We start from the raw sequence: 20,232 nt of genomic DNA on the forward strand, positions 1-20,232 counted from the left end.
TGGTCCGGCTCCCCCTGCGACGGCCGGCCGCCTGTCGGCGCGGTCATGCGGAGAGGTCCTTGTGGACACGGCGGTCGGCGTCGAGGTGGTTGTCCGCGTGGGCGACCAGGCCGTCGTGGATGCTGGCCAGGCCCTTCACGAGGACGTCGAGCGCGGAGAGCACGTGGTCGTGCGGACCCTGGTAGGCCTGGGCGAACTCCTTGCCCTGCTTGTCGTCGCCCCAGGGGCTGCCGGCGTCGGCGAGGCTGTGCGTCAGCTTGTCGAGCGCGGTCTTGAGGTCCTGACTCTGTTTCGCGAAGGCCGGCGCGGCCGTCTTCAGGTCCTGTGGCCGGACGTTGAACCCGGGACCTCCTGCTGCTGGCCCATCCGCCATCTTCTCCCCCTGATATGGCCCTGACGATCCGATCGGTCAGGGGATCTGATGGGGGAACGGGCCGCGTGGTTTCGACCGCTGGGTGTGGCGTCCGTCACGCGGCGTGATCGCCGATTCGTGCGGCGGGCCCTCGCCTGGGAGGCGAGGGCCCGGGTGCCGTGCTGCGGTGGGTCAGTTGGGTATGCGGTGGCGGCCGGGTCTGGTGGACGGTTGGCGGATTTCGGGGCCGTAGTGGCCGGCCTGGCGGGCGATCCAGGCGTATTCGTGGGTGCCGTCGGGTAGTTGGCGCAGTTCCCAGCGGCCGTGTCGGGTGATGGGGGGTGGGGATTGCCGGTCGTCCTCGTCGTTGACTCTGAGGGCGGTGACGACGCCGAGGGCGACGGTGGCGAGGGCGAGGGCGAGGAGGGTGAGGAGGGCGGCGGCGACGAGGAAGCTCGCGGTGCCGGTTCTCATCGGTGGATGCCGATGACGCGGTGGCCGAGGTGGGCGGCGAGGCCGTGGAGGAGTTCGTGGGCCTGGTCGTGGGTGAGGGGGAGGGCGAGGTGTTCGCCGGGGGCGGCGTGGACGTCGAGGTCGACGGCGGCGCGGAGCTGGAGGGCCGCGTCGGGGACGCGCTCGACGGTGAGGTAGGCGAGGGTGGTGCGTTCGGTGTGGACGGCCTGGCCGGCCATCGGGATCAGGACTCCCACGGCTGGTCCCTTTCGGTGGCGCGGAGGAGGTGGAGGAGGTTGAGGAGGGTGGCGACGGGGGCGTGGCCGAAGTTGACGAGGATGCGGCCGTCGACGGTGCTGTGGTGGGTGGTGGCGGAGCCCCACTGGATGCCGAACCAGGCTCCGCGGTCGTGGAGTTCGCGCAGGAGGGCGGTGACGTGGGCGTCGGTGTAGTCGTGCATGCGGGGGTCGTCGGGGGAGAGCGGGATGCGGGGGCCGGTCACGCGGCGGCCTCCAGCTCGAACCAGACCACCTTGCCGCCGTGCTTGCGGGGGTCGGTGCCGAAGCGGTGGGTGAGCGAGCGGACGAGGTGCAGGCCTCGGCCGGACAGCTGGTAGGGGTCGGCGCAGGTGCGGGGTTCGGGGAGGGTGGGGCTGTCGTCGGCGACGGAGACGCGCAGGGTGCGGTCGGGGTTGAGGACGACGACCACGGTGGGGGCGGGGCTGCCGCCATGGCGCCAGGCGTTGACGTACAGCTCATGGAGGGCGAGTTCGGCGTCGTGGATGAGGTCGTCCGGCCAGGAGGCGCAGGTGAGGGCGGAGCGCAGCTCCTCGCGGGCGGCGGACCAGTCGGGCGGGTTGAAGGCACGCATGAGGAACCTCCGGATGAGGTCGTGTGGAGTGGGGTGTCGGCGAACCGGCGGATACGTCGCCGTGAGCCAGGCCAGGGCGGAGCTGGTTGATGCCACGCGTGGCTGCTCTGCGGTGCGCGGGCAGCAGGCGCCTACTGCCCTGGAAACAGGCATTACTGACGATCCGTCGGATCGATGTCAGAACGACCATAACGCACGCCGCCAGAAATTTAAGCCCGATGCGGCAAGGTTCCCTCTCCGGTGGGATGCCGGCCCCCGGCGAGGCGGCCCGTCCCTCGATGGACCCCTTCGCAGCCAGCGCGGCACACTGACCTCAGCAGAGCAGAGAGGACGCCATGGCCCTTCGCCCCAACCCAACCCTTCGTCAGCGCCGGATCGGCGCCGAACTGCGAAGGATGAGAGAGCAAGCCGGCTTCGGAGGCAGCCACCTCGCCCGCACGCTCGGGGTGACCCCTGCCCAGGTGACGCAGATGGAGAACGGGAAGACCGGCGTCAGCGTGGAACGCCTTCGTGCGATCGCGGCGGCCTGCATGTGCGCCAATCAGCCCCTGATCGACGCACTCGCCGACATGATCGGGGAGCGAGGGAAGGGCTGGTGGGATGAGTACCGCCCCAGCCTGACCACTGACCTGCTCGACGTGGCGGAGATCGAGGGTTACGCCGAGAGGATCGCCACCTACACCATTACCTTCATTCCAGGGCTACTTCAGACGCCCGCATATGCAGCCTCGGTGTTTGCTCGTGCGATCCCGCCGCTTCCGCGATCGGATATTGAGCTCAGGATGGCCTTCCGGCTCCAGCGGCAGCACATTGTTCGATCGGGCTCCACGCCCTACACCGCGTTTGTCCATGAAGCCGCACTTCGCATGCAGTTCAGCGGGCCGGAAGTCCTTGCCAAGCAGCTCAGTGCCCTCATCCAGGATTCCGAGAGCCCAGGAATTTCAGTTCGAGTTGTTCCGTTCGACATCGAGTCGCTGCCCGGCCCCAGCGAGAACTTTACCTACATCAACGGCCCGGTGCCTGAACTGGACACCGTGCAAATCGACTTCAGCTTTGGCTGCCCGCTCTTTGATGCGCCGGCCCAACTGACGAGCTATCGGGAGATCCTGGCTCGAATGAAGTCCGTAGCCCTCTCGGAAGAAGATTCCCGAGACTTCATCCGAACTGTCATGAAAGAGATAGAGAGCAAAAATGGGTAGCCCAGCATGGCAGAAGTCCAGCTACTCCGGCTCAAGCAATGCGTGCGTTGAAGTCCGCAGGCTGGGTAGCCTGGTCGAACTCCGCGAATCCGATGACGGCGACGTCGTCCTCCGCGCCTCCGCAGCCAGGTTCGCCACGTTCCTCCGGGGCATCAAGGCGGGCGACTTCGACCGCCACGCCCAGCCCACTCCCTGAACCCATCGGCCCCTCGCTCACCCGAGCGAGGGGCCGACTCCTTTGGTTCATCCTGCTCAGATCGGTAGGTCCCAGCCCGGGCCGTTCTCCGTGCCGATCCAGACGCGCTGGCCCGCTCCCGACACAGTGATCCCGAACCCTTCCTGATGCGGCGCGCCGGCCTCCTGCCACTCCTCGACCGCCCGCTCGACCTGGTCCCAGAGCCGCAGAGGCCCGCGCTGGCTCACGGTCCAGCCGCCGCCCGGGTCGGGCATCGTCCGGGCATGCGAACCCGTGGCCACGTCCACGAGAACCTGCGCTCCGCCCGCCCCCATCCGTTCCGCCGAGGGTGCGGCCAGCTGGGCGACCCAACTGCCCGTCCACGTGCCGATGATCGCGGGATCGATCCGGCTCGGCCGTTCCTGGCCGGGCAGCAGGGCGAGGGCCGGCCGGGGCGGGCGGTCGTGCGACCGGGCGATCATGAAGCTGGTGTAACCGGGCAGGAACCGGCCGGTCGCGCTCCCCGGCCCGGTGACCGCCAGCAGCGCGAGCCCGGACGCGTAGCTCCAACCGGACAGCGTGACCAGGATCCGGCCGCCCGGCTTCACCTGGTGCAGCCACGGCATCGGGATGTACCGGACCGAACAGGTGGCAATCAGCCGGTCGTACCCGCCACCGTGTGGATCCCCGCGCAGGCCGTCCCCGGTGATCAGTCGAGGCGCGTAGCCCGCCTCCTCGAGCGCCACCGCTGCGGCCGCGGCCACCATCGGGTCGTACTCGATGCTCGTCAGATTGGCATCGCCGAGCCGGTGCGCGCCAAGGGCCGTCGAGTACCCCGTCCCGGTGCCGACCTCCAGCACCCGGTGCCCGTCTGCGGCACCGAGCTGCTGCCACATCCCTAGCACCAGCGACGGCAGGGTGGACGAGGAGGACGGGGAGCCGCCGACCGGCTCCCCGTCCACATCACCAGGACGGATCGCGCCGTCGAGCTGCGTGATCAGCGTCCGGTCGTCGTAGACCCCCTCCAGCCAGCCGGGTTCGCTCCGCCGCACCGGGCGGTAGACGGTCGGCGAACTCTCCGGCACCGGCTCGAAGTACGAATCGACGAACACCTCACGTGGTACGGCTTCCGCCGCTCTGCGCCACGTGGGATCGGTCAGCGTGCCGTCCTCGGCCAGCCCGTCGACCAGGGCGGCACGGAGTTCTGCGGATGGGCTCATGTGTCGGGGCCTCTCTGCAACTGGTCAGCGATGGCCTGGGCGATCGCGTCGGTGGTCTCGGGCAGCTGCCATGCCCATTGCCCGTTGGGGTTGCACTCAAGGAAGTACCACTCACCGGCTCCGGTCACGGCGAAGTCGAACGCGCCGTACACGAGCCGGAGTTCACCGAGGTAGCCCGCGACAGCGCGCGACACCTCCCCGGGCACCACAACCGGTGCACACTCCATGAGGCCCTGCCGGTGACGCCAGTCGAGATCGGGGCTGTCGATTCGGATGGCGAAGAGCCGGTCACCGACTGCCGTCACCCGCACGTCGAAGGCCTTGTCCACCTTGGCCTGGAACAGGTGCGGGCAGACCTCCACCCCGGCGGTCAGCTCGTTGCCGCGCACCTCCCGTACCCACACCTGGCGCGGTAGACCGTCCACCTCGTACGCGGTGTTCCACAACGGCTTGTAGACCACCCCGCCGGCCTGGGCCGCCACGAACTCCTGTGCAGCACTCAGTTCGTTGGTGATCAGCGTGTCCGGCACCGGAAACCCGTGCCGCCGCGCGACCGCGAGCTGTGCCGGTTTGTACTCGGCCCCCCGGTTGGCCCACGGATGGTTGACGTAGTGCGCCCCCGGAAGCGAGGCAAGGATCCCTCCGGCACCCCACAGCGCCTGGGCGGCCGCGAACCGCCGGTCCTGCTCCTCCAGTTGGGCGGGACCCCCGTACGGAGAGGCCCGGCGCACCCAAACGGACCGGACCCGCGTGAGATCCAGCTCCCGACTCCGGGTGCGTAGGCTGCCTCGCTGACCGCCCATGCCGTACATGGCGGTCAGCGAGGCACTGGCGTGGAGGTCTGCACCGGGATCGAGCCGGACCACTGGAACGCCACGCTCGGCCAGGACGCGCAGCACCACATCCGCGGTGACATCACGGGAGTTGGTCATCACCAACACCGACCCGCATCGGTCGGCCATCAGCCGGAACTCTGGTCCTGGTCGTACGACTCAGTGGAATCCGCATCGGTCGCCCCGCCCGGCCCCGACCCGTCGCCGGGGCTCGTCATGGTGGGCGTCAGGCCGCTCGTACTGGTGCCATGGCTCCCCAACTCGACCACGCGGCCGTCGTCGTCCACGATCACGGCAACCTGGGTCCCGGGATCGATCACCGGCGTGAACGCCGGAATCGCGACGGCCTCCGCGAACGGCTGCATCCTGGTCGTGCCCCACGGGGGTACGAGCGTTTGCTTCATCGGCCTGCCTCCTTGTGTCCGTCGGCGCAGAACGTCGACGCCTACCGGCCTCTCTGTGCAGATATCAACTTAAGTAGCCAAGGTCGATCCATCAACGGAATTCCCGACCTCGAATAAAGTTCCCACCGGCGGCAGTTCACGCCCGATATGCGGCCGACCATGCGGCCAGCAGGCTTCTCGCTTCCTCACCGAATATTGCACGCTCCTCGAACATTGCGAAGATGTCGAGGTGCCGAGCAACATCTCTGGGGTCGCGGAAAACCAGTCGGCTGGTGAAGGTCTCCACCGTTGCCAGTCGATCGTCATAGACCGTGAACGTGTTCATCGGGCCACGCGTCAGCGATCTGCCCAGCGGCAGCACACCGATCCGGACGGACGGCAGTTGGGCCACCGAGGCGAGCCGATCGATCTGCAGGGCCATGGCGAGGGGCGGCAGCAGAGCCCACCTGGCCGCCTGCTCGGTCAGGATGAAGGTGAAGGACTTGGAGTCGTTGTAGAGCACAGGCTGCCTTCCGAGCTTTCGGTTGACGACCGCTGACCTGTCGCCCGTCGAGTGCCCGAGGCTGGCGTGCATGTACTCCGGCGTGGCAAGCAGACCGGTGATCATCGCGGGGAGGAAGCAACGCATCTCGGTGGCGCCGGCCTCCAGGGCCGACAGCTCGGCCTGTCGCTTCTCGATTCCGCGACGCCACGAGGACCGCTTGTCCTGCCACTCGGTGTTCGCCATTCTTGCAAGTGAGGTTATCTCCTGGACCAGATCCTTCGGAGCATTTAGCGCTCGCAGAATGCGTTCCACATCGACCAGGCTAAGGGCTGTCCCGTAATTGATCTTCGGACGTCTCGGATGCAAGTCGATGCTCGGTCGTTGCCCGCCTCACGCGGCCTGGAGGAGGTTGTGCAGGCGGGCGATGCCGAGCATGGCGTGGTGCACGCCATCGCCCTTGAGGCGGCAGTCGCGCAGGATCTTCCAGGTCTTCATCCGGGCGAAGACGTGCTCGACGCGGGCCCGGACCTGCTTGTGCTCGCGGTTGTGCTCGGCCTGCCACTCGGTGAGCTCGCCACCCTTGGGTCGGCGGTGCGGGATGACCAGGCCGGTGCCCGGATAGCCGCCGTCAGCGATCGTCGTGGTCCGGCCTACCGCGTCCTTGGCGCCGGATTCCTCCCAGGCCTTGCAGTCGTTCCGGTTACCCGGCAGGGGCTTGCCAACGGCGACGACCAGCCGGGTGTGAGCGTCGATGACGACCTGGTGGTTGGTGGAGTACCGGTAGTTCTTGGACTGCTCGGCGATCGTGTGGTCGCGGGTGGGGACCAGGGTGCCGTCGACGATCAGCACGGTGCCGGCGCGGAAACGCTGCCGCTGCTTGAGCGCCAGCAACGGCCCAATGTGGTCGACGATCCGGTCGGCCGCCAACTTGGACACACCGAACAGCGGGGCAAGCTGCCGCAGCGACAGGTTGGTGCGCCAGTAGGCGATGACCAGCAGCACCCGGTCCTCCAGCGGCAGTGACCAGGGACGCCCTCGCCGAGTCAGCTCAGCACCTTCTCGGCGCAACATAGCGATCAGTCTGCGGAAGTCGCGCGGTTGCAGTCCGCTGAACGGGGCTATCCAATGCGGTTCCGATACCGTGATCACACCAGCCACGTGATGAGATCGTTCCACACCTATGGACCTCGGAAGTCGCGATTCAGCTGCAGTGGCTCTCCCGCTCCAGGGAACCCACCTGTTCCATGCGCTGGATCTCCCGCTCTGCCGCCTCCAAGTACCCGAGGTCGAGGGCCATCGCGGCACGCCCGGCGACGTAGAAGACGTCCTGGCGGATCCGACAGTCCAACCCTGGTCGGCGGCACAAGGCCAGGAACCGCACCTCGAGACTGAGTTCGATGCGGACCATCTCGTGCCGGACGTGGACCGGGAGTGCGGCGTGCCGGAGATCCTTGGCGTAGTCACGCGTCTGCCGGTCGGCCTCCTCCGGCCGGGCTTCCACGGGACGGTAAGGGTGATCGGCCCACTCCGTGTCAGCCCACCAGACGAGTTCGTCCAGGCACTCCGAGGCGACCACCAAATCCGGGGGCGAGATGGAGAGGGCCGCGTCCGCGTCGGTAGCCAGCTGGGCGAGACGGCGTCGCGCGTCGTCGTCCCCCGCCACGCACATCGCGATGAAGCCCGACAACACGTCGAGCCTGCGCGACACCTCTGCCCGCTGCCAGATCTCGTACAGTCCCGCCATCCACCGTTCCTTCTCCGCCGACCGCGTCTCCGCGCCCCGAACCCTACGACGCGCCCCCGTCCACGGGTCCAACGGTTTTTCCGGGCTCAGCGGACCTCATGTCGGCTCGGATGGCGCGCGATCTCCTCTCACAGCTCCTGCGTCCGCGAGCGGGGCTTCTTGATCATTGCGGGACAGCCCTTAGGCGTGGTTCTACCGGTCTCGATCTTGCTGATCTTGCTCTGACTTATGCCACAACGCACTGCAAGCCGGTCTCCGGTGAGACCGGCTTGCAGCCGCAGCTTCCTCAGGCTCCCGGCCAGATCCTGCTTCGACCGGCCGAGCTGATCGGGATCGAGCGTCACCCGTGGTCTTTCACGTAGTCGGAGAAGGGCACCGAACGCGCGATTGCCAGCCTCTTCAACTCCTGGCACTCGATCGCCCGTTCGTCAACCAACTCGCGGTTGATCTGCGTGCCGTCCGGGCGGAAGTTGAGATGCACGACCGACTTCTCGTCGAACATCCACCAGTCCTGGTCAGGGATGCCGTAGTCCTCGTCGGTGGCATCCAGAATCCGGATGTCCTCACCGGCCGCAATGTTGCCCGGGATCCCCCAGGCGAACTGATATCGCTGGTAGTCCGTCAGCGGTTGGCGCACCACCCGGACGCGGCCGATCGTCCTGCCGGACGACACGAACCCCTGAACCCGCTGATGCCAGGCCGCATTGTGGCTCTCAGGCTTCGGCTCGCCACGCAGGAACCTCGCGAGATTCTCGGTCTCGCGCGGCATTGTGTACGCGGGCTGGGCCTCAAGCCGGAACGCGTCGCGCCGGTACCCGTCGAAGTGTCGGCGCCACTGGTCACCATCCAAGAGCACGGACAGCCTCCTCCAGAACGTGCCGAGGGATCTCCGCCGCGGACTCGCCCTTCGGAACCGTGAGTGCCGCGAAGTGGTCGCCCTGGACCACGAACGTATCGCGGTCGGTGGCGTAGACGTTCGGGCAGTCGTCGTCATCGCAGTTCGGACCGTTGTACGTACCGGTCAGCCGCGTCAGAGTCGGGCTGTCGGTCATTGTGATCGCCCCTTCGCACTGGCCCGAACGGGCCGTCAGGTCCTGACGCTAGGGAGAGCTGGAAGGCGTGTCTACGCCGACCCGGCAACTTTCCCGTGTTGGACTAAAGATCAAGCTCAGCGGACGCCCGGCGCACGTCAGCTGACGATGTTGACGACGCCGCGGACAGCGGAACATCCAAGCCGGCAGTCAGATAATGGACCACAGGTCGACAAGGACGGGAGCGCCGCAGCGTGTCGTGAGCGCTGCGGCCAGAGCATCCAGGTAGGCCCGCATGTCAGCCTCGGCCTCGTGCCAGGCCCGGCCGTCCTCGTCATCGCAGAAGTCCCGACTGGTCCGCAGGATGCGCACGCGATATTCCGGGTCGCCGCACCCGGTGGCGTCGTCGACTCCCAGGCGCCGCTCCGGGCCGGGGTTGTGCAGTGTCCGGCCCGGAGGCCGATCGGGTTTGCCACGGGGCGGTTACACGCCGGTCGGCACGCCCGCGTTGACGAGGATCTCGCGCGCCGGCAGGGCGACGCTCTGGGCGGCGGTCAGACCGGAGGCCGCCAGGTGTGCGTCCACGATCCGCAGTCCAGTCGAGTACCCGGCGAAGTCCGGCAACCCCACGGGTTGATGCCCCATGAGCTGTGCGGTGGCGTCGCCGAAGACGTACGCGGGCAGGTTCTGCATCCCGGCCACGTCGATCCCGGCCGTGACCTTTTCGTAGGCGCTGTCGAGCTCGGCGCCGGTCAGCCCCTTCGTCCACGGGCCCATGGCCTCCTCGCCGGCCAGCTCCCGCACGAAAGCCTCGGCCAGCCCCTCGGCGACCACCTGCTCGCCGACCGTGACGGTCGCCGGGTTCCAGACCACGTTCGCGTAGCGCACGTTGTGATGGAGCTCGTGTGCGGCGGCGGGGCCGATCTTCTTCAGGCTGGTGTCGGTGGGCCAGATCGTCAGCTGGATCGCGCCCGGGAATCCGCCCGAGCCGAAGAAGCCGGCACTGCGAACCGTCAGGTGGTGATCGTCGGGGTTGCCGAGCACCACCACGACGTGCACGGTCTCGGCGTGTTTCACGCCGGGCACCGCGCGGCTGATCCGCTCCCACGCGGCGGCGAGGGAGTCCTCGATCCGGTTCCACACCCCGGCGTCCTGCATCTGACGTACGGCCGGCAGGTACCGTGCGTCCTCACGGTCGATCCGGAAGCCACTGCCCAGCTGCTGGTGCATCCGGACCAGGTCCACATCGCCCATCACCTTGGACATCACGCTCCGGAGCGGGCTGTAGATCTCCCGTAGGGCGTCGGGTCGTTCCTCCACCGGGCGTTGCAGGAGGTCGGTCATGGCGGACGCCGTGTCGTGAACAACGATCTTCATGACTCGGGACCGTAAGGTCTCCCGTTGCGTGAGGGTCAAGAGCCGGGTTGACCGTGCCGGCGATGGCGGAGCGTGGCGAGAGCACCGGCCGTTGGCAGATCCCTGCGGCCACCTGTGCCGAGTTTGGTGATGGCCGTCGCCGCGCTTGGGGGGCGACCTGAGCACCGGCAAGGACGGCGCCTCCGCGGCTCAGGCGACCTGGTGGACCCGGGTGGCGGCGAGCTCCCGAACCGCGTCGGCGACGGCTCGGAAGTCGTTGCGCAGGATCTTGGAGTGGTTGCTCGCGACCTTCGCGCTGACCCGGATGTTCGGGTGGCGGGCGACCACCGGGTCGAGGTTGGCGCGGATCTGTTCCATCAGCTTCGGGTCGCCGCCCAGGTTGCCGCCGGTGGCGAGCACGTACCGGGTGGGTACGGTCAGACGGTCGAAGACCGGGTCGAGGGCGGCGGGCGCGCAGAGCTCGTTGGCCTCGATGTTGATCTCGGCGTGTTGCGCGGCGCTCATCCGCGCGGCCAGGCCGAGCGGGCGGGCGATCGGGAACAGCGGGCTCATCCGGCGGAACAGCTTGCGGATCTGCTCCCGGGCGGCGTCGTCGAGCCACTCGTGCGGCAGGGCGCCGTCCACGGACACCGCCCCCAGGGCGCGGTCCGGGTTTCGGGCGGCCCAGTGCATGGCGAGCATGGCGCCGTACGACCAGCCCACCAGGATCGGCCGGTCCACGCCCCTGGCGCCGAGGACGGCGTCGAGGTCGCGCAGGCATGCCTCGAACGAGTAGTCCGTGGCGCGCTTCGACTTGCCGCGGGCGCGCTCGTCGTAGGTGATGTGCCGGTAGTCGCCGCCGAGGTCGGTGATGACGCGCCGCCAGTGCGACTGGTCGGCGTAGGAGCCATTGAGGTAGACCACGGGACGGCCGGGCCCGCCGGTGTCGGTGACGGCCAGTGCGGTGTCATCGATCGCCACCATGCCGGTCCAGGCGGACTGCTTGCTGGTCATGATGTGCCTTCTTCCAGGGCCGGAGATGGATCAGTGGCGGTCGATGGTGATGTCGCGGTAGGAAGTGCGGCCATGCAACTCGACGGTCTCGTCGGCCTTTTCGGGCCGGCCGTCAGATGCTGCGGGCGCTGATGTCGCCGTAGGAGGTGGTCGCGTGGATGGTGAGGCCGGGGGTGCCGTCGGTGTTCTTGAGCGCGTTGTGGATGCGGCCGTGGGCGGTGCCGGCGTCCAGGGAGGCGGAGACGCCGCGGGCGGCGCCGACGGTGATGTCACCGGCCTGGGTGCCCAGTTCGACGGTGCCGTGGATGGCCTCGGTGATGTCGATGTCGCCTCGCTGGGTGGTGATGCGGGCGGGGCCGGCGAGGCGGCCGACCGTGATGTCGCCGTCCTGGAGGGTCAGGGTGGCGTTGGCGGTCTCGTCGAGCTTGACCGTGCCCTGGGCGCTGGCGTAGGTGACGTCGCCGAGGCGGCCGACGCCGCGGAGTTCGGCGGTGGCGGTCTTCGCCTCGACGCGGGAGCCGGCGGGCAGCTGGATGGTGACCTCGACGGCTCCGGAGTTGCCGAGGATCCGGTTCTTGGCCGCGGGGGCCTCGATCCGCAGGACGCCGTCGCGGTAGTCGACGGTCATCTGCTCGGCCGCCTTCACGTCGCGGCTCTTGGCGGGGTTGGCGGGGAGGATCTCGACGTTGGTGTCGGCCCGGTCGGCGGCGATGAGGCGGATGCGTCCGGCGGGGATGTCCAGGACGGCGGCGATCGGGGCGGCGGTGGCGAACTTCTGCATGGTGTCTCTCCTGCACTCGTTGTTTCTGACTTCGCAAAAGCTACGTTGCGTTCGAGCATCAGGCAACAAGCTTGTTGCGCACAATCAGCATCAATGCAGGTCAGAGCACGAATATTGTTGCAATAGGACTGCAGATAATGCAACGGCGACCACCTGTTCGTTGCAATGAATTGAGGGTGAACGCTACGCTGGAGCCCCTCCTGGGGCACCGCCACGCCGCCTCGGGCTCGTGGAGCGCGGCCGGCCCCGGAGTGGGAAGTCGGAGGGGCTGACTTTCCACTCCGGGGCCGGTGGCCTGCGGGGTGTCTCAGGCCTGGGGGTGGGCCAGGCGGCCGAGGAGGGAGATCGCGTCGTCGAGGGGCACCGGCTGGAAGAAGTGCGCGTCGGCGAGCTCGACGGCGGCGATCGCGCGGGGGGCCAGCTCGGCGCCGGTGTCGGTGACGCGCAGGCGCTTGGCACGGGTGTCGGCCGGGTCGACCTCGCGCTCGATGAGGCCCTTGCCTTCCAGGGTGCGCAGGACCTGGGAGGTCATCTTGACGTCGGTGCCGGCCTGGCGGGCGACCGCCAGCTGATTGGGGTGCTCGCCCTGGGTGTTGAGCCACCAGGTGCAGGCGAGCAGCACGAACTGCACGTGGGTGAGGCCGAGGGGGGCCAGGGCCGCGGCGATCTCGCGCTGCCAGCGAAGGGTGGCGTGCCAGAGCAGGAACCCGGGGCTCTCGCCGGGGCTGAGGGGCATCAGCGCAGCGCCAGTTCGGCCAGCGAGGCCATGGTGTCGGGCCAGTCGGCGGTGATGCCCGGGCCGATCCGGGGGCCGGCCTCGTCGGCCCCGGCGCCGGTGATCTCCATCCGGTACACCACGCGGATCCGCTCACCGTCGATCCGGTCGATCCGGTGGGTGGTGCGCAGCAGCAGGTCGCCGAAGACGGCCTCGTCGACGAAGAGTTCGTTCTCGACCGCCTCGGCGATGCGCAGCAGGACGGGGTCGTCACCGGGGGGCGTCATCGTGATCCGGCTGTCCGTCGCGAACGGGCCGCTGATCTCGATCTTCTCGATCTCGGCGTTCCAGGCGCCCCAGTTCTCGACATCGGCCCAGAGCCGCCAGATCGCCGAAGGGGTGGCGCTGGTTTCGATGGTGTGCTCGTACTCCCACATGGGGGCCTCCTCCGACCAGATGATGTATCCATAGATTATCTGCGCGACGACTATCTGTCGAGTGGTGAGCGGTGCGCGCCCTCCCGGATGCCTGGGGACGGCTGGGAGTCTGCTGGGAATCCGGTCAACGGCCGGCCAGGCGGTGGCCAAAGCGACTGCCCGGGCAGGGTGGCCTGCCCCGCAATGCCCGGATTCGGACGGTCAGCGTTCTCCCAGCTCGCGCCCAGGGCTCCGCAAGAGCGCCCCGCGAAGCTGTGCGGCATGAAGGTGTTCCCGCGACGGCGTGGTGCCGTCCTCGTCAACTCCGCGCTCGGCGTGGCCCTGGTGGGCGCCGCGGCCCTGGCGTACACCACCCTGGACAGCGGTACCAGCACGCCGGCCGGAAAGGCGCAGGTCCGGACGGCGACCGTGGCCAAGGGCACGGTCCTGGCCACCGTGTCCGGAACAGGCACCCTGACCTCGCCCACCGACGCGGCCCAGGACTTCACCACCGGCGGCAAGCTGACCGCCGTCAAGGTCGCGGTCGGCGACGCCGTCAAGAAGGGCCAGGTGCTGGCCACCGTCGACACGACGGCCGCCCAGCAGCAGGTGGACGCGGCCCAGACGGCGCTGACCACGGCGAACGCCAACCTCACCAAGGCCCAGGCCGGGGTCACCACCACGACGACCCAGCAGATCCCGGGCACCGCGCAGCCGTCCAGCGGTGGCGGCGGCAGCGGCAACGCCGGCAGCGGCGGCGCCGCGGGTGGTGGGGAGCGCGGAGCGGGCGTGAGCAGTACGCCCGCTCCGCAGACCACCACGATCACCACCACCAAGGTGGACGAGGCGGCGGTCGCCCAGGCGCAGCAGCAGGTCGCCACCGCGCGGACCAACCTCGCCAACGCCCAGGCGGCGCTGGCCGGGACGACGCTCACCGCCTCGGTGGACGGCACGGTCGCGTCGATCACGGGCAAGGTGGGCGACACCCTCGGCGGGGGCACCGCGAGCGGCTCCTCCACGGGCAAGTCCAGCGGGACGGCGGCGACCTCCGCCACCCCGAGCGGTTTCATCGTGCTGACCAACCCGACCGGGATGCAGGTCAGCGCCAACTTCTCCGAGCTGGACTCGCTCAAGCTGAAGAAGGGCGAGGCGGCCACCGTCACTCTTAACGCGCAGTCCGACACCAAGCTCAACGCCACCGTCCTCTCGGTCAGTTCGCTGCCCGCGAGCAGCGGCGGCACCGGCGGCGCGACCGCCGTGCAGTACGCGGCGACGCTGCAGATCACCGGGGACACCAGCAAGCTGCGGACGGGCCTCAGTGCGACCGTCTCGGTGGTCACCGGCGAGGCCGACAACGCGCTCTCGCTGCCCACCGCGGCCCTGGCCGGCACCGGCGCGGAGCGGACGGCGACCGTCGTCCACCCGGACGGGGCCACCGAGCGGGTCACCGTCGGTGTGGGCGTCGAAGGTGACACCACCGTGCAGGTGGTCTCGGGGCTGCAGGAGGGCGACAAGGTCGAACTCGCCACCACCAGCGGCAGCAACGGCTTCCCGAACGGCTCCTTCCCGGGCGCGAACGGCGGCCAGGGCGGCCGCGGCGGAGCAGGCGCGGGCGTGGCCGGGGTCGGCGGCAGCACCGGCGGCGCGGGCCGAGGCGGTAACCGCGGATGATGCGTCACGTCATCGACAAGCGGGTGCCCTCAGAACCACCACCGGTCATCCAGATCCGCCGGCTCACCAAGGCCTACGGCCACGGCGACGCCACCGTGCACGCGCTGCGCGGCCCCTCCGACCCTGCCACCGGCGAGCCGCAGGGCGTCAACCTGGACATCGAACAGGGCGACTTCGTCGCGGTGATGGGCAGTTCGGGCTCCGGCAAGTCCACCCTGATGAACATCCTCGGCTGCCTGGACGTGCCCACCGCCGGCCGCTACCTGCTGGACGGCATCGACGTCGGCCACCTGGACGAGCAGCAGCTCTCGCTGGTCCGCAACCGCAAGATCGGCTTCATCTTCCAGTCCTTCAACCTCGTCCCCCGCACCACCGCGCTCGCCCAGGTCGAACTGCCGCTCGCCTACGCGGGTGTGCGGGCCGCCGAGCGGCGCCGCCGGGCGCTGGCCGCGCTGTCGCTGGTCGGCCTCGCCGAACGCTCCGGGCACAAGCCCAACGAGCTCTCCGGCGGCCAGCAGCAGCGCGTCGCGGTGGCCCGGGCGCTGGTCACCGCCCCGGCGATGCTGCTCGCCGACGAGCCCACCGGCAACCTGGACAGCCGCTCCACCGACGAGGTGCTGGCCATCATCGACGGCCTCAACGCGACCGGCCGCACGGTCGTCCTGATCACCCACGAGGACGAGGTCGCGCTGCACGCGAAGCGGGTGATCCGGCTGGTCGACGGCGCGATCATCAGTGACGTCCGGCAGGCCCCGGTGGACGGTCCGCCGCCCGCGCTGCGGCCGGCCGCAGGAGTCCAGGGGGTGCTCGCGTGATCCTCTGGCAGATGCTCCGCTTCGCCGTCGGCGGCCTGGCCGCCAACAAGGTGCGCTCCGTCCTCACCATGCTCGGCGTGCTGATCGGCGTCGCCTCGGTGATCCTGCTGCTCGCCGTCGGCAACGGCTCCTCGGTGGCGGTCAAGGAGTCGATCACCTCGCTCGGCACCAACTCGCTGACGGTCAGCGCCGGTTCGTCCTTCGGCGGCTCGCGCACCGCGTCCACCGCGAAGAAGCTCACGGTCGCCGACGCCAAGGCCCTGGCGAGCGACACGGAGTCGACCGCGATCAAGTCCGTCGCGCCGGTGGTCACCACCAGCGGCACCGCGCTGTACGGGGACATCTCGTACAGCCCCGGCTCGATCGTCGGCACCTACCCCGCGTACTTCGAGACCGCCAACCAGAAGGTCGGCCACGGCGAGTACTTCACCGCCGACGACGTGCTCGGCTCCCGCAAGGTCGCGGTGCTCGGCGCCACCACCGCCAAGCAGCTGTTCGCCGCCGCCGACCCGGTCGGCAAGCAGATCACCGTCGGCGGCACGCCGTTCACCGTGGTCGGCGTGCTCCAGGCCAAGGGCGGCACCGGCTTCACCGACCCGGACGACGTGGTGATCGCGCCGCTGCCGACCGTGCAGAACGCCTTCACCGGCTTCGGCCCGGTCAGCCAGATCCTGGTGCAGGCCACCTCCGCCGACAGCACCACCGCCGCCCAGGCCGAGATCACCCGGGTGCTGCTCGGCACCCACGCGATCGCCGACCCGAGCAAGGCGGACTTCCGGATCGGCAACCAGGCCTCGCTGCTCACCGCGCGGGAGTCGACCACCAAGACCTTCACCGTGCTGCTCGGCGCGGTGGCCGCGATCTCGCTGCTGGTCGGCGGGATCGGCATCACCAACATCATGCTGGTCACCGTCACCGAGCGGACCAGGGAGATCGGCATCCGCAAGGCGCTCGGCGCGCCGCGCGGGGTGATCCTCGGGCAGTTCCTCACCGAGTCCACCCTGCTCTCGGTGATCGGCGCCGGGCTCGGCGTGCTGGCCGGGATCGCCGGCTCGCACTTCAGCATCGTCGGCATCAAGCCGGTGGTGATCCCCGAGTCGGTGCTCGGCGCGTTCGGCATCGCCGTCGCCATCGGGCTGTTCTTCGGCAGCTACCCCGCCAACCGGGCCGCCTCGCTGCGCCCGATCGACGCCCTCCGCCACGAGTAGCACGAGTAGGACGTGACACCCATGAGCAACGAGATCGCCCCGGTGACCCCGGGCACCCCCGCCGAGCAGGTCGTCCTGCTCGCCACCCCGCCGGACGCCCGGGACGTCACCGCCGAGCTGGCCGCGCCGCCGCGCCGGAAGCTGCCCTGGCTGACCCTCGCGCTGGCGGGCGCGGTGATCGCCACGGCGGCGTTCGCCGGCGGCGTCTGGTACCAGCAGGGCCACGGGTCCGGCGGCTCCGGCAAGGCGGTGGCCGCGGGCGGGCAGCAGCGTCCGGGGGCGTCCGGGGGCACGGCGGGCACCGGGCAGAACGGCGGCCGCCGCAACGGCGGGCAGGGCCAGGGCCAGGGCGGTCAGGGCCAGGGCGGGTTCACCCGCGGCACGGTCAAGGCCGTCGACGGCACCACCGTCTACCTGACCGACGCCAACGGCAACACCGTCAAGGTGACCACCGGCGACGCCACCAAGGTCCAGCTCAACAAGGAGGGCAAGGTCACCGACCTGCAGCCCGGCCAGAGCGTCACCGTGGTCGGCACCCCGGGTGCCGACGGCGGCTACAACGCCACCCAGCTCGTCGAGGGCGCGACCGGCTTCGGCGGGGCGGGCGGCTTCGGCGGCGGCGCTGGTGGGGGCTTCGGCGGCGGAGGTGGCACCCGAGGATCGTCCGGCGGCTGACCCCGCAGTCTCCGGACGTCCGCGCGGCCCGGCCGAACACCTCCGGCGGCCGGGCCGCGCGTTTTTCCCGGTCCGGGTGCGCCTCGTGGCGCGCCTTCCGGGCGGCCAGCAGGGCCGCCCCCGGGCCCGTCGAGGCTGCGCGCTTTCCGCGTCCCGGCCTGTGCGCACACCACCCAGCCCGGCCCTGCGGGCCCGTTGGCCCAAATCCGCCCGATAAGGTGTTAATCCAACATTCATCGATGGCGCATAGCCTCCCCGGGCTAGCCTCAAGCTGAACGTCATCGTCCGACCGGGAGGCGGAACCCCCGTGCAAGGCACTGTGTCCACACCAGGAACCTCCGCGGTGGCCGGCGGCCCGGGCGAGGCGTTCCTCCTCGTCGTCGACGACGAACCCAACATCCGCGAGCTGCTCTCCGCCTCGCTGCGGTTCTCCGGCTTCCGGGTCGCCTCCGCCGCCAGCGGCACCGAGGCGCTCGAACTGATCGCCGTCGAGCGCCCGGACCTGGTCGTCCTCGACGTCATGCTCCCCGACCTCGACGGCTTCACCGTGGTCGAGCGGCTGCGCGAGCAGACCAGCCGCGGCCAGATCGCCGGCCCCGCCCACGGCCACCCCGGCGACCACCTGCCGGTGCTCTTCCTCACCGCCAAGGACGGAGTCGGCGACAAGGTCCAGGGCCTGGCGGCCGGCGCCGACGACTACGTCACCAAGCCGTTCAGCCTGGAGGAGCTGATCGCCCGGATCCGGGCCATCCTGCGCCGGGCCGGCGGACCCGCCGAGGACGGCCGGCTGGTCGTCGCCGACCTCACCCTCGACCCGGTGGCCCACGAGGTCACCCGCGGCGGCACCCCGGTCGCGCTCTCGCCCACCGAGTTCAAGCTGCTGCACTACCTGATGGCCAACGTCGGCCGGGTGGTCTCCAAGGCGCAGATCCTCGACCACGTCTGGGCGTACGACTTCGGCGGCGACCTCTCCATCGTCGAGTCCTACATCTCCTACCTGCGCCGCAAGCTCGACTCCGGCCCCGCAACCGGCCCCAAGCTCATCCACACCGTGCGCGGCATCGGCTACGCGATGCGCCGACCCCCGCAGAACTGACGGCCCCGCCCCGATGCCGATGCTCACCCGGCTGTCCCTGCGCGCCCGGCTGCTCGTCCTGGTGCTCGCCCTGGTCACCACCGGGCTCGCCGTCAGCGACACCGTCGTGCTCGGCACCGTCCGGGTGCAGTTGGTGCAGCGGCTCGACGAACAGCTCCAGCGCTTCGCCGAGCCGCTGTCGAAGCGCGCCCCCGGGCGGGTCACCTGGCCCGAGAACAGGCAGCCGGCGGTCACCGGCAAGCGGGGCGCCCCCAACTACCTGGCGGCTCTGCCCAGCCAGTACTTCGTCCAGTACCTCTCGGCCGACGGCAAGGTGCAGCAGGTCGTCCGCCAACCCGTCTCCGAGAACGACCCCGCGCCCCAGCTGACCGGCCTCGACCCGGCCGCCACCACCGCCGACACCCCCTTCGACCTGCCCGACCAGCGCGGCAACCGCACCTGGCGGGCGCTGGTCCTGCCGCTCCAACGGCCCCCGGCCCCCGCCAGCGCCTTCGCCGCGCCGACCCCCACCGCCTCGTACCTGATGGTCGCCGTCTCCCGCGAGGACATCGACGCCACCGTCGGCCGGCTGCGCGCCGCGTTCCTGGCGATCGGCGGCGCGGTGCTGGTCCTGATCGGGGCGCTCGGCTTCTTCGCCGTCAGGGCCGGTCTGCGGCCGCTGCGCCGGATCGAGGAGGGCGCCGAACTGATCGCCTCCGGCGAGCTCTCCCACCGCATGCCCGCGCTCCCGCCGCGCACCGAGGTCGGCCGGCTCTCCATCGCGCTCAACGGCATGCTCACCCAGATCGAGGCCGCGTTCGCCGCCCGCGCCGAGTCCGAGGCCCGGATGCGGCGGTTCGTCGCCGACGCCTCGCACGAGCTGCGCACCCCGCTCGCCGGCATCCGCGGCTTCGCCGAGCTGTACCGGATGGGCGCGCTGCCCACCGACGCCGACGTCAAGCGGACCATGTTCCGGATCGAGAACGAGGCCGTCCGGATGGGCACCCTGGTCGAGGACCTGCTGGTGCTCGCCCGGCTCGACGAGGAACGCCCGCTCGACCTCGCCCCGATGGACCTGCGCACCCTCGCCGCGGACGCCCTGCACGACCTCACCGCCCTCGACCCGTCCCGCCCGGTCGCCCTCACCGGCCCGGCCGGCACCGGCGCCCCCGGCCCGGCGCCCGTGCTCGGCGACGAGGCCCGGCTGCGGCAGGTGGTCACCAACCTGGTCGGCAACGCCGTCAAGCACACCCCGCCAGGCACCCCGGTGCGGATCGGCGTCGGCACCGCGGGCGGGCTCTGCCTCCTGGAGGTCGCCGACTCCGGCCCCGGCCTCACCGCCGACCAGGCCGCCCTGGTCTTCCACCGCTTCTACCGCGTCGACGCCTCCCGCAGCCGCCACGACGGCGGCGGCGCCGGCCTCGGCCTCGCCATCGCCACCGCCCTCACCCACGCCCACGGCGGCACCCTCACCCTCCACACCGCCCCCGGCACCGGCGCGACCTTCCGCGTGGAGCTTCCGCACCAGCGCTGAGGGGCCGCGCGGAGGGGCCGGGCAGCGGTCCTGCGCGGAGGGGCCGGGCATGACCGGCAGGCAGGTCGTCGGTCCCGTCACGGATCGGGAAGTCCGGAGGCCGTTCTCCTTGCCGGAAGTCGGCATGGAGCGTACGGGATCCGTCTGCATATGATCAAGCCGCTGAGCGGTAACCACCGTTCTCACAACGGCTTTTGCTGTTCCACG

At 70.2% G+C, this 20,232-nt stretch carries 27 protein-coding genes; 8 read left to right on the forward strand and 19 right to left on the reverse strand.

All coding sequences use genetic code 11. The annotated features are described in order from the left end of the window. Positions 1 to 43: 43 nt before the first annotated feature. The 5 genes from ACZ3YO_RS13890 to ACZ3YO_RS13910 all read right to left on the reverse strand — a co-directional run bounded on the left by ACZ3YO_RS13890 (position 44) and on the right by ACZ3YO_RS13910 (position 1,675). Positions 44 to 373 (reverse strand): WXG100 family type VII secretion target, encoded by a 330-nt coding sequence (locus ACZ3YO_RS13890; protein ID WP_465568980.1) that lies wholly within the window; start codon positions 371 to 373, stop codon positions 44 to 46. Positions 374 to 544: 171 nt separating this feature from the next. Beyond that, positions 545 to 826 (reverse strand): hypothetical protein, encoded by a 282-nt coding sequence (locus ACZ3YO_RS13895; protein WP_465568982.1) that lies wholly within the window; start codon positions 824 to 826, stop codon positions 545 to 547. After that, positions 823 to 1,062: a hypothetical protein gene (locus tag ACZ3YO_RS13900; protein WP_465568984.1), complete on the reverse strand. Its 240-nt coding sequence runs from the start codon at positions 1,060 to 1,062 to the stop codon at positions 823 to 825. Before ACZ3YO_RS13900 ends, ACZ3YO_RS13895 begins: the two co-directional genes overlap by 4 nt. After that, positions 1,050 to 1,307 (reverse strand): hypothetical protein, encoded by a 258-nt coding sequence (locus ACZ3YO_RS13905; protein WP_405360668.1) that lies wholly within the window; start codon positions 1,305 to 1,307, stop codon positions 1,050 to 1,052. Before ACZ3YO_RS13905 ends, ACZ3YO_RS13900 begins: the two co-directional genes overlap by 13 nt. Continuing rightward, positions 1,304 to 1,675 (reverse strand): ATP-binding protein, encoded by a 372-nt coding sequence (locus ACZ3YO_RS13910; protein WP_465568986.1) that lies wholly within the window; start codon positions 1,673 to 1,675, stop codon positions 1,304 to 1,306. The genes ACZ3YO_RS13905 and ACZ3YO_RS13910 overlap by 4 nt, the downstream gene beginning before the upstream one ends. A gap of 335 nt (positions 1,676 to 2,010) precedes the next feature. Between ACZ3YO_RS13910 and ACZ3YO_RS13915 the strand changes: the two genes are divergently transcribed. Beyond that, on the forward strand, positions 2,011 to 2,874 hold the full coding sequence (locus ACZ3YO_RS13915; protein WP_465549044.1) for a helix-turn-helix domain-containing protein: 864 nt from the start codon (positions 2,011 to 2,013) through the stop codon (positions 2,872 to 2,874). Continuing rightward, positions 2,867 to 3,070 carry a DUF397 domain-containing protein gene (locus ACZ3YO_RS13920; RefSeq protein WP_465549042.1) on the forward strand — a complete coding sequence of 68 codons (204 nt, stop codon included), beginning with the start codon at positions 2,867 to 2,869 and terminating at the stop codon, positions 3,068 to 3,070. The genes ACZ3YO_RS13915 and ACZ3YO_RS13920 overlap by 8 nt, the downstream gene beginning before the upstream one ends. A 56-nt stretch (positions 3,071 to 3,126) precedes the next feature. Here the strand turns inward: ACZ3YO_RS13920 and tgmC are convergent, their stop codons facing one another. The 14 genes from tgmC to ACZ3YO_RS13990 form a co-directional block, all read right to left on the reverse strand. Next, positions 3,127 to 4,269: an ATP-grasp peptide maturase system methyltransferase gene (gene tgmC, locus ACZ3YO_RS13925; protein ID WP_465568988.1), complete on the reverse strand. Its 1,143-nt coding sequence runs from the start codon at positions 4,267 to 4,269 to the stop codon at positions 3,127 to 3,129. Further along, a complete protein-coding gene (tgmB, locus tag ACZ3YO_RS13930; RefSeq protein WP_465568990.1) occupies positions 4,266 to 5,201 on the reverse strand; it encodes an ATP-grasp ribosomal peptide maturase in 936 nt (311 codons plus the stop codon). The genes tgmC and tgmB overlap by 4 nt, the downstream gene beginning before the upstream one ends. A gap of 29 nt (positions 5,202 to 5,230) precedes the next feature. After that, a complete protein-coding gene (gene tgmA, locus ACZ3YO_RS13935) occupies positions 5,231 to 5,506 on the reverse strand; it encodes a putative ATP-grasp-modified RiPP (RefSeq protein ID WP_465568992.1) in 276 nt (91 codons plus the stop codon). A gap of 136 nt (positions 5,507 to 5,642) precedes the next feature. Then, a complete protein-coding gene (locus tag ACZ3YO_RS13940) occupies positions 5,643 to 6,302 on the reverse strand; it encodes a DUF5753 domain-containing protein (RefSeq protein WP_465568994.1) in 660 nt (219 codons plus the stop codon). A 78-nt stretch (positions 6,303 to 6,380) separates the two neighbouring features. Beyond that, on the reverse strand, positions 6,381 to 7,148 hold the full coding sequence (locus tag ACZ3YO_RS13945) for a transposase (RefSeq protein WP_465568996.1): 768 nt from the start codon (positions 7,146 to 7,148) through the stop codon (positions 6,381 to 6,383). 43 nt (positions 7,149 to 7,191) lie between these two features. Beyond that, a complete protein-coding gene (locus ACZ3YO_RS13950; protein WP_465568998.1) occupies positions 7,192 to 7,734 on the reverse strand; it encodes a hypothetical protein in 543 nt (180 codons plus the stop codon). Positions 7,735 to 7,862: 128 nt separating this feature from the next. Continuing rightward, complete coding sequence (locus tag ACZ3YO_RS13955; protein WP_465569000.1) at positions 7,863 to 8,147, reverse strand: helix-turn-helix domain-containing protein; 285 nt, start codon at positions 8,145 to 8,147, stop codon at positions 7,863 to 7,865. After that, positions 8,075 to 8,590, reverse strand: a complete 516-nt coding sequence (locus ACZ3YO_RS13960) for a DUF6879 family protein (RefSeq protein WP_465569002.1) — start codon at positions 8,588 to 8,590, stop codon at positions 8,075 to 8,077. Before ACZ3YO_RS13960 ends, ACZ3YO_RS13955 begins: the two co-directional genes overlap by 73 nt. Continuing rightward, positions 8,574 to 8,786 (reverse strand): hypothetical protein, encoded by a 213-nt coding sequence (locus ACZ3YO_RS13965; protein ID WP_465569004.1) that lies wholly within the window; start codon positions 8,784 to 8,786, stop codon positions 8,574 to 8,576. The genes ACZ3YO_RS13960 and ACZ3YO_RS13965 overlap by 17 nt, the downstream gene beginning before the upstream one ends. A gap of 462 nt (positions 8,787 to 9,248) precedes the next feature. Continuing rightward, positions 9,249 to 10,142, reverse strand: coding sequence for a DUF2268 domain-containing putative Zn-dependent protease (locus ACZ3YO_RS13970; RefSeq protein ID WP_465569005.1), 894 nt, complete (start codon positions 10,140 to 10,142; stop codon positions 9,249 to 9,251). Positions 10,143 to 10,331: 189 nt separating this feature from the next. Next, complete coding sequence (locus ACZ3YO_RS13975; RefSeq protein WP_465569007.1) at positions 10,332 to 11,135, reverse strand: alpha/beta fold hydrolase; 804 nt, start codon at positions 11,133 to 11,135, stop codon at positions 10,332 to 10,334. 112 nt (positions 11,136 to 11,247) lie between these two features. Continuing rightward, complete coding sequence (locus tag ACZ3YO_RS13980) at positions 11,248 to 11,916, reverse strand: DUF4097 family beta strand repeat-containing protein (RefSeq protein ID WP_465569009.1); 669 nt, start codon at positions 11,914 to 11,916, stop codon at positions 11,248 to 11,250. A 307-nt stretch (positions 11,917 to 12,223) separates the two neighbouring features. Next, positions 12,224 to 12,652, reverse strand: coding sequence for a MarR family winged helix-turn-helix transcriptional regulator (locus tag ACZ3YO_RS13985; protein ID WP_465569011.1), 429 nt, complete (start codon positions 12,650 to 12,652; stop codon positions 12,224 to 12,226). Then, on the reverse strand, positions 12,652 to 13,068 hold the full coding sequence (locus tag ACZ3YO_RS13990; protein ID WP_465569012.1) for an SRPBCC family protein: 417 nt from the start codon (positions 13,066 to 13,068) through the stop codon (positions 12,652 to 12,654). The genes ACZ3YO_RS13985 and ACZ3YO_RS13990 overlap by 1 nt, the downstream gene beginning before the upstream one ends. 261 nt (positions 13,069 to 13,329) lie before the next feature. Here ACZ3YO_RS13990 and ACZ3YO_RS13995 point away from each other — a divergent pair, with 261 nt between their 5' ends. The 6 genes from ACZ3YO_RS13995 (at position 13,330) to ACZ3YO_RS14020 (ending at position 20,025) form a co-directional block, all read left to right on the forward strand. Next, positions 13,330 to 14,718, forward strand: a complete 1,389-nt coding sequence (locus ACZ3YO_RS13995; RefSeq protein ID WP_465569014.1) for an efflux RND transporter periplasmic adaptor subunit — start codon at positions 13,330 to 13,332, stop codon at positions 14,716 to 14,718. Beyond that, the gene (locus ACZ3YO_RS14000) at positions 14,715 to 15,533 is read left to right on the forward strand and encodes an ABC transporter ATP-binding protein (RefSeq protein ID WP_465569016.1); all 819 of its coding nucleotides are present in this window, start codon (positions 14,715 to 14,717) and stop codon (positions 15,531 to 15,533) included. The genes ACZ3YO_RS13995 and ACZ3YO_RS14000 overlap by 4 nt, the downstream gene beginning before the upstream one ends. Further along, the gene (locus tag ACZ3YO_RS14005) at positions 15,530 to 16,741 is read left to right on the forward strand and encodes an ABC transporter permease (RefSeq protein ID WP_465569018.1); all 1,212 of its coding nucleotides are present in this window, start codon (positions 15,530 to 15,532) and stop codon (positions 16,739 to 16,741) included. Before ACZ3YO_RS14000 ends, ACZ3YO_RS14005 begins: the two co-directional genes overlap by 4 nt. Positions 16,742 to 16,762: 21 nt before the next feature. Continuing rightward, on the forward strand, positions 16,763 to 17,416 hold the full coding sequence (locus ACZ3YO_RS14010) for a hypothetical protein (protein WP_465569020.1): 654 nt from the start codon (positions 16,763 to 16,765) through the stop codon (positions 17,414 to 17,416). Between the two features lie 319 nt (positions 17,417 to 17,735). Then, the gene (locus ACZ3YO_RS14015) at positions 17,736 to 18,512 is read left to right on the forward strand and encodes a response regulator transcription factor (RefSeq protein WP_465569022.1); all 777 of its coding nucleotides are present in this window, start codon (positions 17,736 to 17,738) and stop codon (positions 18,510 to 18,512) included. 13 nt (positions 18,513 to 18,525) lie between these two features. Further along, positions 18,526 to 20,025, forward strand: coding sequence for a sensor histidine kinase (locus ACZ3YO_RS14020; protein ID WP_465569024.1), 1,500 nt, complete (start codon positions 18,526 to 18,528; stop codon positions 20,023 to 20,025). Positions 20,026 to 20,232: the final 207 nt, after the last annotated feature.

Source organism: Kitasatospora sp. NPDC022785 (assembly GCF_055561295.1).